The 15,432-nt window shown below is 45.2% G+C and carries 16 protein-coding genes and 2 tRNA genes; 11 read left to right on the forward strand and 7 right to left on the reverse strand.

Annotated elements, in window-relative coordinates; all coding sequences use genetic code 11:
- The first annotated feature begins 35 nt into the window (after nt 1-35).
- Complete coding sequence (locus tag DCO16_RS02835) at nt 36-977, forward strand: CysB family HTH-type transcriptional regulator (protein ID WP_173942259.1); 942 nt, start codon at nt 36-38, stop codon at nt 975-977.
- Between the two features lie 9 nt (nt 978-986).
- On the opposite strand, the gene DCO16_RS02840 is transcribed toward DCO16_RS02835, so the two are convergent.
- Entirely contained in the window at nt 987-1,310 is a 324-nt protein-coding gene (locus DCO16_RS02840; RefSeq protein WP_254598081.1) for a DMT family transporter, read from the reverse strand.
- Between the two features lie 103 nt (nt 1,311-1,413).
- Nucleotides 1,414-1,498, reverse strand: a tRNA-Leu gene (locus DCO16_RS02845).
- A 192-nt stretch (nt 1,499-1,690) separates the two neighbouring features.
- Between DCO16_RS02845 and DCO16_RS02850 the strand changes: the two genes are divergently transcribed.
- Entirely contained in the window at nt 1,691-2,668 is a 978-nt protein-coding gene (locus DCO16_RS02850) for a Bug family tripartite tricarboxylate transporter substrate binding protein (protein WP_173942260.1), read from the forward strand.
- A 19-nt stretch (nt 2,669-2,687) separates the two neighbouring features.
- On the opposite strand, the gene DCO16_RS02855 is transcribed toward DCO16_RS02850, so the two are convergent.
- The 4 genes from DCO16_RS02855 to DCO16_RS02870 all read right to left on the reverse strand — a co-directional run bounded on the left by DCO16_RS02855 (nt 2,688) and on the right by DCO16_RS02870 (nt 5,741).
- Nucleotides 2,688-3,371 (reverse strand): class II aldolase/adducin family protein, encoded by a 684-nt coding sequence (locus DCO16_RS02855; RefSeq protein ID WP_173943743.1) that lies wholly within the window; start codon nt 3,369-3,371, stop codon nt 2,688-2,690.
- An 8-nt stretch (nt 3,372-3,379) separates the two neighbouring features.
- On the reverse strand, nt 3,380-4,642 hold the full coding sequence (gene otnK / locus DCO16_RS02860) for a 3-oxo-tetronate kinase (RefSeq protein ID WP_173942261.1): 1,263 nt from the start codon (nt 4,640-4,642) through the stop codon (nt 3,380-3,382).
- Complete coding sequence (gene ltnD, locus DCO16_RS02865) at nt 4,639-5,538, reverse strand: L-threonate dehydrogenase (protein WP_173942262.1); 900 nt, start codon at nt 5,536-5,538, stop codon at nt 4,639-4,641. The genes otnK and ltnD overlap by 4 nt, the downstream gene beginning before the upstream one ends.
- Before the next feature lie 118 nt (nt 5,539-5,656).
- A tRNA-Leu gene (locus DCO16_RS02870) sits at nt 5,657-5,741 on the reverse strand.
- Between the two features lie 141 nt (nt 5,742-5,882).
- Between DCO16_RS02870 and DCO16_RS02875 the strand changes: the two genes are divergently transcribed.
- From DCO16_RS02875 to galE, 9 genes are all read left to right on the forward strand, one after another.
- Nucleotides 5,883-6,602, forward strand: coding sequence for a YebC/PmpR family DNA-binding transcriptional regulator (locus DCO16_RS02875; protein WP_173942263.1), 720 nt, complete (start codon nt 5,883-5,885; stop codon nt 6,600-6,602).
- Between the two features lie 51 nt (nt 6,603-6,653).
- Nucleotides 6,654-7,931 (forward strand): phosphoribosylamine--glycine ligase, encoded by a 1,278-nt coding sequence (purD, locus tag DCO16_RS02880; RefSeq protein WP_173942264.1) that lies wholly within the window; start codon nt 6,654-6,656, stop codon nt 7,929-7,931.
- Nucleotides 7,932-8,009: 78 nt separating this feature from the next.
- A complete protein-coding gene (gene hemF / locus DCO16_RS02885) occupies nt 8,010-8,921 on the forward strand; it encodes an oxygen-dependent coproporphyrinogen oxidase (protein ID WP_173943744.1) in 912 nt (303 codons plus the stop codon).
- A complete protein-coding gene (gene nadD / locus DCO16_RS02890) occupies nt 8,922-9,635 on the forward strand; it encodes a nicotinate (nicotinamide) nucleotide adenylyltransferase (RefSeq protein WP_173942265.1) in 714 nt (237 codons plus the stop codon).
- Nucleotides 9,636-9,692: 57 nt separating this feature from the next.
- On the forward strand, nt 9,693-10,085 hold the full coding sequence (gene rsfS / locus DCO16_RS02895) for a ribosome silencing factor (protein ID WP_173942266.1): 393 nt from the start codon (nt 9,693-9,695) through the stop codon (nt 10,083-10,085).
- A 10-nt stretch (nt 10,086-10,095) separates the two neighbouring features.
- Nucleotides 10,096-10,539: a 23S rRNA (pseudouridine(1915)-N(3))-methyltransferase RlmH gene (rlmH, locus tag DCO16_RS02900; RefSeq protein ID WP_173942267.1), complete on the forward strand. Its 444-nt coding sequence runs from the start codon at nt 10,096-10,098 to the stop codon at nt 10,537-10,539.
- Between the two features lie 10 nt (nt 10,540-10,549).
- Nucleotides 10,550-11,182 (forward strand): Maf family protein, encoded by a 633-nt coding sequence (locus tag DCO16_RS02905; protein ID WP_173942268.1) that lies wholly within the window; start codon nt 10,550-10,552, stop codon nt 11,180-11,182.
- Nucleotides 11,179-12,642, forward strand: a complete 1,464-nt coding sequence (gene rng, locus DCO16_RS02910; protein ID WP_173942269.1) for a ribonuclease G — start codon at nt 11,179-11,181, stop codon at nt 12,640-12,642. Before DCO16_RS02905 ends, rng begins: the two co-directional genes overlap by 4 nt.
- A gap of 19 nt (nt 12,643-12,661) precedes the next feature.
- Nucleotides 12,662-13,666 (forward strand): UDP-glucose 4-epimerase GalE, encoded by a 1,005-nt coding sequence (gene galE, locus DCO16_RS02915; protein ID WP_173942270.1) that lies wholly within the window; start codon nt 12,662-12,664, stop codon nt 13,664-13,666.
- Here galE and msbA read toward each other — a convergent pair.
- Nucleotides 13,663-15,426, reverse strand: coding sequence for a lipid A export permease/ATP-binding protein MsbA (gene msbA, locus DCO16_RS02920; RefSeq protein ID WP_173942271.1), 1,764 nt, complete (start codon nt 15,424-15,426; stop codon nt 13,663-13,665). The genes galE and msbA overlap by 4 nt on opposite strands.
- Between the last annotated feature and the right edge of the window lie 6 nt (nt 15,427-15,432).

Here is a 15,432-nt window from a genome sequence, read left to right on the forward strand (position 1 = left end):
TATATATCTTTAGCGATATAAAGAATGGAATGTATATGAACTTGCATCAATTTCGGTTTGTCCGTGAAGCAGTCAGACAGAACTTTAATCTGACAAGCGCTGCTAAAGCCCTTTTTACCTCTCAGCCCGGAGTTTCAAAAGCCATTATTGAGCTTGAAGATGAGCTGGGGGTAGAGATCTTTCGTCGTCATGGAAAGCGCATCCGCTCTCTGACCGAGCCTGGTAAACGCATTCTTGCATCAATTGAGCGTATTTTGGATGAAGTAGAAACCCTGCGGCGCGTGGGCAAAGATTTTGCTAATCAAGATCAAGGTAATTTTGTGATTGCTACCACCCATACACAAGCGCGATATGCGCTCCCAAAAGTCCTTACAGAATTTACCAAACGTTTTCCTAAAGTACGCGTGAGTATTCAGCAAGGAAACCCAGGCCAAATCGCTGAGCTCCTCATTCATGATCGTGCAGACATTGCGATTGCGACTGAGGGAATTGCCAATACCCCTGGTGTCTTAGCTCTACCTGGCTATCAATGGCAGCACGTAGTGATGATTCCACTGAGTCATCCCCTACTTAATCAAGCGGCTATTTCGCTTGAAGAACTCGCCAAATACCCGCTGATCACTTATGACAAGGCCTTCGCTGGTCGTAGCAAAATTGATGCTGCTTTTGCACAGCGCAACTTAAGCCCAGATATTATTTTGGAAGCCATTGATGCCGATGTCATTAAAACCTATGTAGAAACCGGTATGGGTGTTGGAATTGTGGCCGGCTTAGCTTATGACGCCGACAGGGATCGTAATTTGCGCGTGATTCCAGTGGGGCACCTATTTGGTAACAATGTGACACACCTAGGCGTAAAACAAGGTGCTTATTTACGTTCTTTTGTTTACACCTTTATTGAACTGTTCTCACCTACGCTGACTAAGAAAATTGTCGAACAAGCCATGAGTAACAACTCTGATACTTACGAAATTTAACCCATCATCTCAAGAGCTAATTTTCAAGAGTACGACGCCCAAGAGAATGCAAGCAATTCCGAGCCATCTCAGCGGAATATTCGGATCACCGAATATGAGAACCCCGATCACAAAAGTGCCGACAGCACCGATGGATGTCCAGATAGCATAGGCTGTACCAATCGGAATTTCTTTTAGTGAGTACCAAAGTAAGAACCCACTCAAGCTCATACTGAGTACAGCGATCACAATTCCAGTGAATTTCAGATTGGGAAGATCGGCTATTTTCAAGCCAACGGCCCAGCCCATCTCACACAGGCCAGCTAGAAAAAGAGAAATCCAATAAATACTCAACTCACCCCGCCCAATTAAAGAAAACAATAAAAAGAGTGTAGCCGTCCACAGAAATACTAGGCAACGGTATTGAAGGCTAAGAGATAATTAACTATAGGGAAGATGGTGCCCCGGGGCGGACTTGAACCGCCACGCCTTGCGGCACCGGATTTTGAGTCCGGCACGTCTACCAATTCCATCACCGGGGCAGGTGTTTGCAGTGGAGAAATGAATTGAAGCTTATCGTGCTAGTGGACGGTAAGCATGTTTTAGCCTTAGCGACCAGCCAAGATCACAAACGCCTACTTATAAAATCTAAGTCACTGAGCAAGCAGACTAGTTTGTGCTAATCTTTGCTAAGTTAGTTTATGTACTTTTTTCAACAAACAATTGAGTTTTTTATGAAAAATTATCTGATATCAATATTAAAAAAATGTGCAGTTCTTCTGATGTTGGCCAGCTCAGGCTTTGGCTTTGCACAGACCGCTTACCCAAATAAGCCTATTAAGCTTGTTGTACCATTTCCACCAGGCGGACTAATTGATAACGTTGCCCGCCTCATTACCCCCGCACTTTCTACCGATCTTGGGCAAGCTATTGTTGTAGAAAACAAACCCGGAGCAGGAGGTAATCTGGGCGCCGCTGAGGTTGCAAAAGCAAATCCAGACGGATATACACTTCTAATGGCCTCTCCACCACTTTCAATCAGTCCTGCAATTTACAAGACTCTTCCTTACAGTCCCAGCAGCATTGAGCCAATTGCTATTTTTGGACAGCTACCCAATGTACTTTTAGTTAACCCTGACTCCGGGATTAATTCAGTAGCCGAGCTAGTAAAGCGTGCAAAAGAGTCCCCGGGTAAGATGAACTATGGCTCCAATGGGAACGGCACCTCACTCAACTTGAGCGCCGAGATGCTAAAAAGTCAGGCCGAAATCTATGTAGTTCATATTCCCTATAGAGGCTCATCCCTAGCAAACGTAGCACTAGTATCTAAAGATATCGACTTTATGTTTGATAATCTCCCGCCAGCGCTTGGCTTAATTAAGAGTGGGAAATTGAAGGCACTTGCTGTGACTAGCACTACTAGAAATCCTGCGCTCCCCCAAGTTCCAACAATGCAGGAAGCAGGCTTTCCTAACTTTCAGGTGTCAGCCTACTTTGGAATTGCTGCACCCAAAGGCTTGCCGCCAGACATTGCTATGAAATTACAAAATAGTATTCAAAAGACCGTATCTCAAAAGAACGTGGCTGAGTCACTCTCCAGGCTTGGGGCTACAGTAGATTTTATGAATGCAAGCAAGTCGGCTGAATTTATTAAGGCCGATGCACTAAGGTGGAAAAAGGTGGTTGATTACGCCAAAATTGAACTAGATTAATTTAATCAACATTCAGCAATTACCAGCGGACTGCAAATGCAGTCCGTAATTCATTTAACTGAACATCGGTGAGAGGCTTTATCGGGGCATTTTTGAGATAAAAAATTTTTGCTGTTTCTTCCAACTCTTCCAAAGTAGCCATTGCTGAGCTAGGTGAATTATTCCATGCATATGGCCCTAAGCGTGACAGCATACAAGCACGCAGAGGCGTTCCAGCCACCCCATACATCTCAATTGCCCTCTCTATGAATTCAATCGTTTTTACAGAACCAGGACTAGCGTAAGGAATAGTAGGTACATGTCCTACCTTCATTACAAAATATGGTGTGATTGCGGGCAATAGCTCGGGAAAAATCTCATCTCTTTTTGCATCATTGGGCTCCAGCGTCAAAGTGACACAGTGCGAACTATGCGTATGAATAATGCAAGATGTATCTGGATCAAATTGGCTTGCTTTGCTGTAAATGGCAGCATGCAAAGCCATTGTCTTGCTGGCCTTGTCACCGCTGAGCTGCCGCCCATGAATATCAATCTTAGCCAATCGATCGGGGTCAAGGAATCCCAGGCAGGCATCTGTGGGAGTAATTAAAAAACCATCCTTAATACGAACGCTAATATTACCTGCAGTTGCATGAACGTAGGAGCGATCAAACAAACTTTTTCCAACCCTACAAATCTCTTCTCTTGCTAATTGCTCAATCATCATTCTTCTCACAGTTTTGAGAAAGCATTTGTGAAAAAATCAGGCGCTCCAAAATTTCCAGACTTTAAAGCAAGATGTAGAGGCCTACCCTGAACCAAAGCGTAACACCAGGGTACACCTGGGTCAATTTGCTGACCGATCTGCATTTGATCGATACCCAAAGCCTTCACACATGCGCCAGAAGTTTCTCCGCCAGCAACCAATAGCTGACCAACTCCAAGGGTAATGAGACCTTTGGCGACTAATCCTAAAAGGTTTTCTATAGCGCTACCAGCAGCCTGAACTCCAAGCTGTGATTGCACTTCCTTAACTTGCTCAGGACTTGCTGATGAGTAAACCAAAACGGGGCCAAGCAAGAGTTGGGGTTTTGCCCACATCAAGATCTCTTCCAGTAATTGCTCTTCAGATTCCTCACTTAATTCAAGTGGATTCACAACATATGCTGCACCACCCAAACTTTTAAAGCTTTCAACCTGGAGATTGGTGGCCTGAGAACAACTACCCGAGACAATTGCTTGAAATCCCTTAGCGGGCGGAAGTTTGCTGGATGCCGGATGCGGATGCAAACCAAAGTTAGCAGGAAGTCCAATTGCAATGCCAGAGCCCCCAGTAATCAAAGGGTGGTCTTTTAATGCGGGTGCAATCCGATACAAGTCATCATTAGTTACAGCATCAACAATCGCAATTTTGATGTTGGATGCTTTTAAGTGGGCAATCTTAGAAGAGATTGCATCGGTACCAGCAAGAATGTCTTGATACTCAATTAATCCTACATGATGTTGACATTGAACCTGCATAACCCTAACTAAATTGGCATCAGTCATCGGAGTTAAGGGGTGGTCACGCATCCCAGATTCACTTAACAGCTGATCACCAACAAATAAATAACCTTTATATACACACCGCCCATTATCTGGAAAGGCTGGAGTCGCAATAGTAAAGTCTACCCCCAAGGCTGCCATCAGCGCCTCCGTTACAGGACCAATATTTCCTCTAGGGGTGCTGTCAAATGTAGAACAGTACTTAAAGAAGATCTGCTGTGCTCCTTGATCAAGAAGGTACTCCAACGCTTCCAATGACTGAGCTACTGCATCCTCAGGTTCAAGGTTTCTGGACTTGAGCGCTACCACTACTGCATCTAACTCGGTATTAAAGGGGTGTTGCGGAATACCTATTGTTTGAGCAACGCGCATTCCATTGCGAACCAGGTTATTCGCCAGATCGGTGGCGCCTGTAAAGTCATCCGCAATGCAACCCAAAAGAATACTCACTTTGCAGCTTTCGGCAATTCGATACCCGGGAAAATTTTAATTACAGCGCTGTCGTCTTCCTTGGCAAAACCAGCGGTAGATGCTTGCATAAACATTTGATGCGCAGTAGATGAAAGAGGCAACGGGAATTTACTTGCACGAGCCATATCTAGAACTATCCCCAAGTCCTTAACGAATATGTCTACTGCTGATAAAGGCTCGTAATTAGCGGCAAGTACATGTGCCATTCGGTTCTCAAACATCCAACTATTACCGGCACTATGGGTAATGACCTCGTAAAGCGCGCTTGCATCCACACCCTCCCTCAAACCAAGCGCCATTGCTTCCGCAGCAGCTGCAATGTGGACTCCAGCAAGAAGCTGATTAATGACCTTGACCTTGCTACCGATGCCCGCCTTATCACCCAAACGATAAACAGTGCCTGATATCGAATCCAGAATGGGATTAACCCGCTCATATGCAGCAGCACAAGCCGAAGTCATCATTGTCATCTCACCAGAGGCGGCTTTAGCTGCTCCGCCAGATATAGGAGCGTCTACATAAAGAATATCTTTTTCAGCGAGGCGGGACTCAAATTCAATCGAAATATTGGGGTCAACGGTAGAGCACATCACGAAAACACTTTGAGGCTTTAGCGAATCTATCAAGCCAGGACTGGTTGGAGAACCAAACAATACCTCTTCGGTCTGAGCAGCATTCACAACGACTGAGATAACTACATCACAGATTGAACCAAGCTCTCTTATAGATTCACAGGCCGTACCACCAGCTACACAAAACTGACGAGCATGCTCCAAACGCACATCAAATACGTATAGATCAAAACCTGCCCTTCGGAGGGATGCAGCCATCCCGGAACCCATTGCACCTAGGCCAATTAATCCTACTTTTTTCATTATTTGATCTCGTTTGGTTTACTTTTTGTGCTTGCTAACAGCTTTTAATGGCAACAATCATAGCAAAAGCTGTCGAAGCACCCAGTTGGTAAATGCTTGCAAATAGTATGAAGGGGGGTGGTGCCCCGGGGCGGACTTGAACCGCCACGCCTTGCGGCACCGGATTTTGAGTCCGGCACGTCTACCAATTCCATCACCGGGGCAGGTGTTTGCAGAGGAAAAACTGCATTGAAGCAAACTTCGAAGTCAGAGTGTAACAAAAAAGTGTGGTGAAGGCCGTTATTGAACAGAGAAGCCCTTAAAATGTGGACTTCAAGCCAAATTATTCAAAAGGACTTACCCGTATGGCCGGCCATTCGAAATGGGCCAATATTCAACACCGCAAAGGACGTCAAGACGAAAAGCGCGGAAAGATTTGGACCAAACTCATTAAAGAAATCACTGTTGCCGCCAAATTAGGCGGCGGAGATATTGCCACCAATCCCCGTTTGCGTCTCGCGATTGATAAGGCTAAAGATTCAAATATGCCGAACGATAACGTTCAGCGGGCAATTCAACGAGGTACTGGTTCGCTTGAGGGTGTCAATTACGAAGAAATTCGCTACGAGGGTTACGGCATGAACGGGGCAGCAATTATTGTTGACTGCTTAACTGACAACCGCACTCGCACTGTTGCAGAGGTGCGTCATGCCTTTGCCAAAAATGGTGGCAATATGGGTGCTGAAGGTTCTGTGGCGTTTATGTTTAAACATTGCGGTCAAATGTTATTTGCGCCAGGCACCAATGAAGACCAACTCATGGAACTAGCCTTAGATGCTGGTGCAGAAGATGTCATCACCCATGAGGATGGCTCGATTGAGGTGTTAACTCCGGTACCTGATTTTTCTAAGATACAAGATGCCTTGAGCAAGGCAGACTTAAAGGCTGAGCTTGCTACCGTTACTATGCGCCCAGAAAATGAAACTGCCCTTGAAGGTGATCATGCTGAAAACATGCAAAAATTGTTAGATGCGCTTGAAAACTTAGATGATGTACAAGAAGTATTTACTAATGCTGCACTATAAGTACGCATTGACTTCATTTACTAAATTTCCTTCACCTTTTAATAGCCCTACATGAAAATTCTTTTAATTGGATCTGGCGGACGTGAGCATGCTCTCGCATGGAAACTAGCGCAATCCCCCGATGTACAAACCGTATTTGTAGCACCAGGCAATGGTGGCACTGCTACAGCTAAGCAAACAACGGCCAACATTCAAAATCTTCCCATCTCCGATCTTCAAGAGCTTGCGGACTTTGCGAAGCGCGAAAAGATTCACCTGACGGTTGTGGGGCCCGAAGCCCCACTCGCTGCGGGCATTGTGGATGTTTTTCGTATAAATGGCTTGCGTATTTTTGGGCCTACTCAGCTAGCCGCCCAATTAGAGTCTTCAAAAGATTTCTCTAAGGCGTTTATGAAACGTCATGGCATCCCAACGGCAGATTATCAAACCTTCTCTAGTGCCTTAGAAGCACATGCCTATATCGATGCTCAAGGTGCCCCTATTGTGATTAAAGCCGATGGCTTGGCCGCTGGGAAAGGGGTAGTCGTCGCTATGGATCTACATGAAGCGCATGCGGCAGTAGACATGATGCTGGCAGACAATAAATTTGGTAATGCTGGCGCACGGGTCGTTATCGAAGAATTTATTATTGGCGAAGAAGCCAGTTTTATTGTTTTAGTAGATGGCAAAAATGTATTGGCTTTAGCTACTAGCCAAGACCATAAGCGTTTATTAGATGCCGACCAAGGGCCCAATACGGGTGGTATGGGCGCTTATTCTCCAGCGCCAGTTGTTACTCCAGAAATTCATGCGCGGGCATTACGCGAAGTGATCATGCCCACTGTCAAAGGTATGGCGGCAGATGGTATTCCCTACACTGGTTTCTTATATGCCGGCTTAATGATCGCACCAGATGGAAACATCAAGACATTGGAGTTTAATTGCCGCATGGGTGATCCAGAAACCCAGCCAATTATGGCGCGCCTGCGTAGTGATCTTGTGAACGCTCTCGATCATGCAGTGGATGGCAAGCTTGATGAAGTGGAGTTAGATTGGGACCGTCGCACTGCCTTAGGCGTAGTGCTAGCAGCCCATCTGTATCCAGATAGCCCTCGCAGTGGCGATGTCATTACTGGTATTCCGGCAGACACAGATAATCAACTCACGTTTCATGCTGGGACCATATTCAAGGATGGTCAGCTGCTCACCTCAGGTGGTCGAGTCCTCTGTGTTGTTGGACTATCTGATACTGTTCGCGGCGCACAACAAAAAGCCTACGAGGCTATTTCTCAGATTCAATTTGATGGCATGCAGTATCGCCAGGATATTGGCTATCGCGCTCTGAAATAATTAATATAAACATCTCACACTTAAAGGTCGCCATCCTTGTCATCCCCTCAATCTAACGAATCTACCCAGCACACGCACATTGATATTGCTGCTCTCAAGACCTATTTTTTAGGCTTGCAAGATCGGATTACGACTGCAATGAGTGCCATAGATGGCAAAACATTTTCTGTGGATGCCTGGGACAAGCCTGAGGATAGCAAGCTGAAGGGTTATGGCCGTACCTGCACTCTTGATCAGGGCAATATTTTAGAGAAGGGGGGCGTAGGCTTCTCTCACGTCCGTGGCGATCAAATGCCACCCTCCGCCTCACACCATCGCCCCGAACTTGCCGGACGCAGTTTTGAAGCGATGGGGGTTTCCTTAGTATTTCATCCTCACAATCCTAAAGTACCCACAACTCATATGAATGTGCGCTGTTTTATTGCACAAGCCCCAGATAAAGATCCCGTCTGGTGGTTTGGTGGCGGCTTTGATCTCACCCCTTACTATGGTGTCGATGAGGATTGCAGGCATTTTCATCAAAGCGCGAAGGATGCTCTAGATCCCTTTGGTACAGAGCTCTATCCGCGCTTTAAAAAATGGTGTGATGAATATTTTTATTTAAAACACCGTGACGAACCTCGTGGCATTGGCGGTGTTTTCTTTGATGACTTTAATAGCCTAGGCTTTGAACAAAGCTTTGCGATGACACGTGCTGTAGGTGATGCCTTTATCAAGGCTTATATACCGATTGTGGAGCGTCGCCACCAAGATAGCTTTACACCTGAAGAAAAAGCATTTCAGGAATATCGTCGCGGTCGCTATGTTGAATACAATTTGCTATTTGATCGTGGCACTATCTTTGGTTTGCATTCAGGTGGTCGCACTGAATCCATTCTCATGTCAATGCCGCCGGTAGTGCAGTGGTGGTACAACTGGCAACCCAAGCCAGGTACGCCTGAAGCGAAGTTGTATGACTACTACCTCAAGCCACGAGACTGGTTAGTCTAAATGGCTGTTCAAGCTCAAAACGCATCACAAAAAATCGGTATTCTTGGTGGCACCTTTGATCCACCACATTTAGGGCATATCAAGCTTGCTACGCATTTTTCAAAATTACTGCATCTCGATCAATTACTACTCATACCCAGTGGTGAGCCCTGGCAAAAAGGGGTGGATATTACTCCGGCAAATATACGTCTTCAACTCACCCAAGCTGCAGGGCTAGATTTAGCGCAGGCCTTTATTCATTCAAAGATAAATACCGCTATTACGGTTGATCGAATAGAAATAGAACGTTCTGGTCCGAGCTATGCCATTGATACTGCCAAAGCACTTAGAGCGCATTGGGGGATGGATGCAAGCTTAATATGGCTTATGGGGGCCGACGCCTTCAATCAGCTTCCCACCTGGAACTCCTGGAAGCACTTACTCAATTACGTCAATTTGGCTGTAGCCAGCAGGCCAAATCATCCGATGGGCACGGAGATTCAACCTGAATTGACTGAATTTCTCAATCAACATCTATGTATCGACCCAGAGACCCTTGAAAATAGCCGATTTGGCCGCATTTACATAGATGACAGTCTTGCAGTCGACCTATCATCCACCCATCTGCGAAATCAACTCAACCGTGCTGATCGGAGTCTCATCACACCTGAACATATTCCCGCTCGTACTTTAGAGCGTATTACAACACTAGGCTTATACAAACAATCGAGCTAAGATCACCCTAACATCAGATATCTTAGAAAACATTAAAGAATAAATATTAAAGAAAATATGGACTTAACAAAATTACAACGGGTCGTCATTGACGCACTAGAAGACGTAAAAGCACAAGATATTCGTGTATATGACACTACGAAACTGACTGATTTATTTGATCGCGTCATCATTGCCACAGGCTCAAGCAATCGGCAAACGCGCTCATTGGCCATGTCTGTTAAAGAAGAGGTCAATGCCAAAGGTGGTGAAGTTATCTCCGTTGAAGGCCTCGAGACCGGTGAATGGGTATTGGTAGATTGTGGCGATATCGTGGTACATATTTTGCAACCGGCATTACGCGCCTACTATCAGCTAGAAGGTATGTGGGGCGCAAAACCTGTACGCGTGAAATTGGCGGCGGATAAAGGTCTTGTCAAAGCTAGTGAGTCTGAGGACGACGAAGCGTAGTCACTAAAAAATGCGTTTAACCATCGTTTCAGTTGGCCACAAAATGCCAGACTGGGTTGCTACTGCTACTCAGGACTATGTAAAACGCATGCCAGCTGATTGCAGTATTGATATAAAAGAGATTAAGCCCGATCTCACTCCGGCTAAGGAAGCTACCAAAATAGCGGCTGCGATTCCAAAGGGTTCACGGGTCATTGCACTTGACGAACGTGGCAAAGATCAAAGCACCCAAAATCTTGCAACTCAACTAGCAAGCTGGCGCCAGGAGGGCTTTGACATCACCTTTTTGATTGGTGGCGCCGATGGATTAGATGCCAGCTTGAAAGATAATGCGCACGCTATGTGGCGCCTATCGAGCTTAACGCTACCGCATGCCATGGCAAGAGTCTTATTGGTAGAGCAACTCTACCGTGCATGGACTATTCTGCAAGGCCATCCATATCATCGCGAGTAAGTCCGTTTTTATGTTCAGCTATGTTTATCTTGCATCACAAAGCCCAAGACGCCAAGAGCTACTTAAGCAAATAGGGGTTCGCTTTGAAATGCTGACGGCACAAGCAGGTGAAGATACCGAAAGCATTGAAATCCCCCTCTTCCACGAAAAGGCACGTGACTATGTTGAGCGTGTAGTGCTTGCCAAAAGTGCTGTGGCATTGGAACGCTGGCATCAGAGTGATAAACCATGGGCGCCAATTTTATGTGCCGATACGACAGTCAGCTTGCCTGGTAGCCCAGATGGAGAAATCCTTGGTAAACCAAGCGATGCACAAGATGCAGCACGTATCTTAAGTATGTTGAGCGATAAGACACATGAAGTGCTTACCGCGGTTGCATTGACAATAGACCCTGATAGCCAGCCACTATATCTAGTGCAGGTATCTGAAGTGCAATTTGCCCGCCTATCCAAAGAGCACATTCAGGCCTATATCGCTAGTGGCGAACCTTTTGGAAAGGCTGGTGCCTATGGAATTCAGGGGCTTGGAGGTGCTTTTATTCCCTCAATCAAAGGTAGCTATAGCGGTATTATGGGACTACCGCTCTTTGAAGTTCAGCAATTGTTAGATTTTGCCAAAGTCACTAAAGCCACTCGCATATGAATGAAGAAATTCTCATTAACATTACCCCCCAAGAAACCCGGGTAGCGCTCATTCAACATGGTGCGGTTCAAGAGCTGCAGATTGAGCGCACTCGCCAACGTGGCATTGTGGGCAATATCTATTTAGCAAAAGTAGCCCGGGTACTACCGGGTATGCAATCTGCTTTTATTGAAATTGGTCTGGAGCGTACTGCTTTTATGCATGTAGCTGACATGGCACAGAACAATCCACAAGCCCAAATAGAAAAGTTGCTCTTTGAGGGGCAGAATGTATTAGTACAAGTCCTCAAAGATCCATTGGGTACCAAAGGTGCCCGCCTCACTACGCAACTAAGTATTGCTGGGCGTAATTTAGTCTATTTGCCACCAGCAGGCTCTGACCCCGCCTCTGAAAAATATATTGGCGTATCCCAAAGAATTGACCAGCCAGAAGAGCGAGAAGCTATCAAAGCGCGACTTGCAGGACTCATGCCTACAGATGAACAAGGTGGAATTATTGTGCGCACGAGCGCTCAAGATGCCAGTGATACCGAGTTAAAGCATGATTTGCACTACCTACGCACTACTTGGGAGAAGATTCGGGAGGCAGTCAATCACAGTGCTGCTCCAAGCTTGTTGTATCAAGACCTCAGCCTAGCTGAGCGAGTACTGCGCGACGTTGCCAGCGAAACCACAAGCCAAATTCGAGTGGATTCTGCCGAAAACTTTGAAAAGCTCAAAGGATTTGCTGCTTTGTATATGCCCAATCTTTTAAACAAACTGACATTGCATCGTGGTGAGCGTGCCCTATTTGATTTATTTGATGTGGATACTGAAATTAATAAAGCACTTGGGAGAAGAGTGGATCTCAAATCCGGTGGCTACCTCATGATTGATCAAACTGAGTCAATGACGACCATCGATGTCAATACTGGCAGCTATGTTGGCGCCCGAAATTTAGATGACACCGTTTATAAAACGAATTTAGAGGCTGCCCACGCGCTGGCACGTCAATTGCGTTTACGTAATTTAGGTGGAATCATCATTATTGACTTCATTGATATGATTGGAAAAGATCATCAAGAGTTTGTATTGAACGAGTTGAATCGGAATTTAGAGCGTGATCATGCCCGCACCTCAGTCAGTGGATTTTCATCTTTAGGATTAGTCGAGATGACGCGTAAGCGCACACGAGAGTCACTTGCCCATATCACCTGTGAGCCCTGTGCTACCTGCCAAGGCAAAGGTGAGATTAAAACGCCACAAACCATTTGCTATGAAATCCTTCGCGAAATTGTGCGGGAACATCGCCAATTTAATCCACGAGAATTTAGAATTGTGGCCGCACCAGATGTGATTGATCTCTTTTTAGAGGAAGAGAATCAATTCTTGGCTCAGCTTGGTGACTTTATTAACAAGCCCATTAAGCTCCAAGCAGAGGGTAGCTTCCGCCAAGAGCAATACGATATTGTTTTAAGCTAATTACTAATAGGAGGCATTTTTGAATATTCTATTAACAGGTGGAATGGGTTATATAGGTAGTCATACGGCTACATTGCTCGCAACTGCTGGTCATCAGGTTCATATTTACGATAATCTTTGCAATAGTAATATCGAGACTCTAGCTCGAATTAAAAAAATCACATCTAAAGATATAGCTTTCACTCATGCAGATATTCGTGACACTAAAAAGCTGACTCAAGTATTGCAAGATGAAAATATTGATGCAGTGATTCATTTAGCGGGATTGAAGGCTGTTGGTGAGTCATCTAAAAATCCCATTGATTACTACGCCAATAATGTACAAGGTAGTATTAGTCTAATTCAGGCAATGCAAGCTTCCAATATCAAAACCTTGGTCTTCAGTAGCAGCGCAACTGTCTATGGCGACCCCGTATATCTTCCTTACGATGAAGATCACCCTACTTCTCCCACCAATCCCTACGGTCAGAATAAACTGCATATAGAAGAAATGCTTCAAGATTTAGCTGTAAGCGATGCTGCCTGGAAGATTGCCTGCCTCAGATACTTTAATCCTGTCGGCGCTCATGAATCTGGCCTGATTGGAGAGGATCCTAATGGTATTCCTAACAATTTAATGCCCGTGATTGGCCAAGTAGTTACTGGAAAATTGTCATCTTTAAATATTTTTGGTGATGACTATGACACACCCGATGGTACTGGTAAGCGCGACTATATTCATGTCGTCGACTTGGCTGAAGGTCATTTAGCAAGTCTCAACTGGTTAAATAGCCACGCAGGTTGTCATGCCTTTAATTTAGGGAGTGGCGATAGCTATAGTGTTCTAGAGTTACTTCACCATTTTGAAGCGGCTAGTGGGCAAAACATTCCTTATCAAATTGTAGGTCGACGCCTAGGTGACCTTCCTGAATATTATGCTAAAGCAGATAAGGCTCAGAGTCTTCTGGGGTGGAAAGCAAAAAGAGGTTTAGCGGAAATATGTAGCAGCTCATGGCTTTGGATCAAAAATACTAGGTCACATTAAGCGTTTGCAAACTGAATCCTATGTAAGTTGGCATATAAACCATCCTTCTTAATAAGATCAGCATGGGAGCCATTCTCAATCACGTGACCATGCTCTAGTACTACGATTCTGTCAGCATGCTCAATCGTTGATAAGCGATGCGCAATCACTAAAGTAGTTCTACCAGCCATCAATCGTTCCAGCGCATCTTGCACCTGACGCTCTGATTCAGAATCCAAGGCAGAGGTTGCCTCATCCAAAATTAAAATAGGTGCGTCTTTATAAATTGCTCGAGCGATAGCTAAACGTTGACGCTGCCCACCTGACAGGCGATTGCCGTTATCTCCAATGTGGGTATCAATACCCTCTGGAAGTTCTTTCATAAGTGCAGTTAAATTAGCCGCCTCTAAAGACTCCATTACACGCCCACGATCAACGCCCTCGGCACCCACTGCCCCATAGGCTACGTTTGCTGCAATGCTGTCATTAAATAAAATGACATCTTGACTCACAAAAGCAATTTGCTTACGCACATCCGATAAAACAATATCCTCAAGCGGCACATCATCTAAGAAAATATGGCCGCTCGTGGGCTTAAAGAACCGAGGTAGTAAATTAACCAAGGTTGACTTACCACCACCAGAAGGCCCCACAAAGGCCACTACCTCGCCCGGTTGAATATTCAAATTCACACTACTTAGGGCGTCTTTACGACCCTCTTCTTGTTGATAGGAGAAGCCCACCTCCTCAAATCGTATTCCACCCTTGGCTTTATCGAGGGATTTCATATTTGATTTACGCGGTTCATCTTCTTCAAAGGGTTGATCCATTAAAGCAAAAATCATTTCTGCAGCAGTTAGTCCGCGCTGTAAGGGCTGATTAATATCTGCCAAGTGCTTGATCGGTGAAATTACCAACATCATGGCGGTGATGAAGGCCGCAAAACCCCCGACCGTTGTGCCTTCTGTAGCGGACTGCATCAAAGCAATGACTAGCACAACCGACAGTGCCATAGAAGCAATCAGTTGTGTAATCGGTTGATTTAATCCACCAGCCACTGCGGCTTTCATTGCAAACCGACGTAAGTTTTCCGCTTTTTCCATAAAACGGCGCATTTCATATTCCTCAGCGCCATGCACCTTCACAATCTTGTAACCCGCAGCAGATTCTTCAACGATATAAGCAAGTTCACTGGTGAGACTCTGTTGCTGACGATTAAGCGAGCGCAAGCGCTTATTAATCTTGCTCATCACAAAAGCAATAATTGGAAAAATAACCAGCACTACTAAGGTCAGCTTCCAATTTAAATAAATGAGATAGCTAATTAAACCGATCACCGTGAGTGAATCTCTCACCAAACTAATCAGCATGCTACCCATAATAGACAGTACATTATTTACCTCAAAAACAACCGCATTAATTAAGTTAGATGCCGAGTTCTTTTGAAAGAAGGTGGTACTCGCATGGAGCAGCGTTTGAAACATTTGCTCACGTAATTTAAGAAGCACAGCATTAATCACTCGGGTTAGCAAATAGCTAGATAAAAACTGGGCTGAGCTGCGAACTAAAGCCAGGCCTACTAAAAATACGGGTACTAGCCATAACTTGCCATCCATCTGACCAGTAAAACCTTGATCAAGTAAGGGCTTCATTAAAGCTGGGATAGAAGTTTCAGCACCAGCAACCAAAGCCATAGCCAACAAAGAGCCAATAATCATGCCTTTATGAGGTTTGAGGTACTGAATTAAGCGATTTAGGGCGGTACGGTCTTGAGCATTCATATAATG

This window comes from Polynucleobacter antarcticus, from assembly GCF_013307245.1.
GTDB lineage: Bacteria > Pseudomonadota > Gammaproteobacteria > Burkholderiales > Burkholderiaceae > Polynucleobacter > Polynucleobacter antarcticus.

Coding starts and splice junctions, on each gene's coding strand:
- DCO16_RS02835 (WP_173942259.1), top strand. CDS start 36: ATGAACTTGCATCAATTTCGGTTTGTCCGTGAAGCAGTCAGACAGAAC.
- DCO16_RS02850 (WP_173942260.1), top strand. CDS start 1,691: ATGAAAAATTATCTGATATCAATATTAAAAAAATGTGCAGTTCTTCTG.
- DCO16_RS02855 (WP_173943743.1), bottom strand. CDS start 3,371: ATGATTGAGCAATTAGCAAGAGAAGAGATTTGTAGGGTTGGAAAAAGT.
- ltnD (WP_173942262.1), bottom strand. CDS start 5,538: ATGAAAAAAGTAGGATTAATTGGCCTAGGTGCAATGGGTTCCGGGATG.
- DCO16_RS02875 (WP_173942263.1), top strand. CDS start 5,883: ATGGCCGGCCATTCGAAATGGGCCAATATTCAACACCGCAAAGGACGT.
- purD (WP_173942264.1), top strand. CDS start 6,654: ATGAAAATTCTTTTAATTGGATCTGGCGGACGTGAGCATGCTCTCGCA.
- nadD (WP_173942265.1), top strand. CDS start 8,922: ATGGCTGTTCAAGCTCAAAACGCATCACAAAAAATCGGTATTCTTGGT.
- rsfS (WP_173942266.1), top strand. CDS start 9,693: ATGGACTTAACAAAATTACAACGGGTCGTCATTGACGCACTAGAAGAC.
- rlmH (WP_173942267.1), top strand. CDS start 10,096: ATGCGTTTAACCATCGTTTCAGTTGGCCACAAAATGCCAGACTGGGTT.
- DCO16_RS02905 (WP_173942268.1), top strand. CDS start 10,550: ATGTTCAGCTATGTTTATCTTGCATCACAAAGCCCAAGACGCCAAGAG.
- rng (WP_173942269.1), top strand. CDS start 11,179: ATGAATGAAGAAATTCTCATTAACATTACCCCCCAAGAAACCCGGGTA.
- msbA (WP_173942271.1), bottom strand. CDS start 15,426: ATGAATGCTCAAGACCGTACCGCCCTAAATCGCTTAATTCAGTACCTC.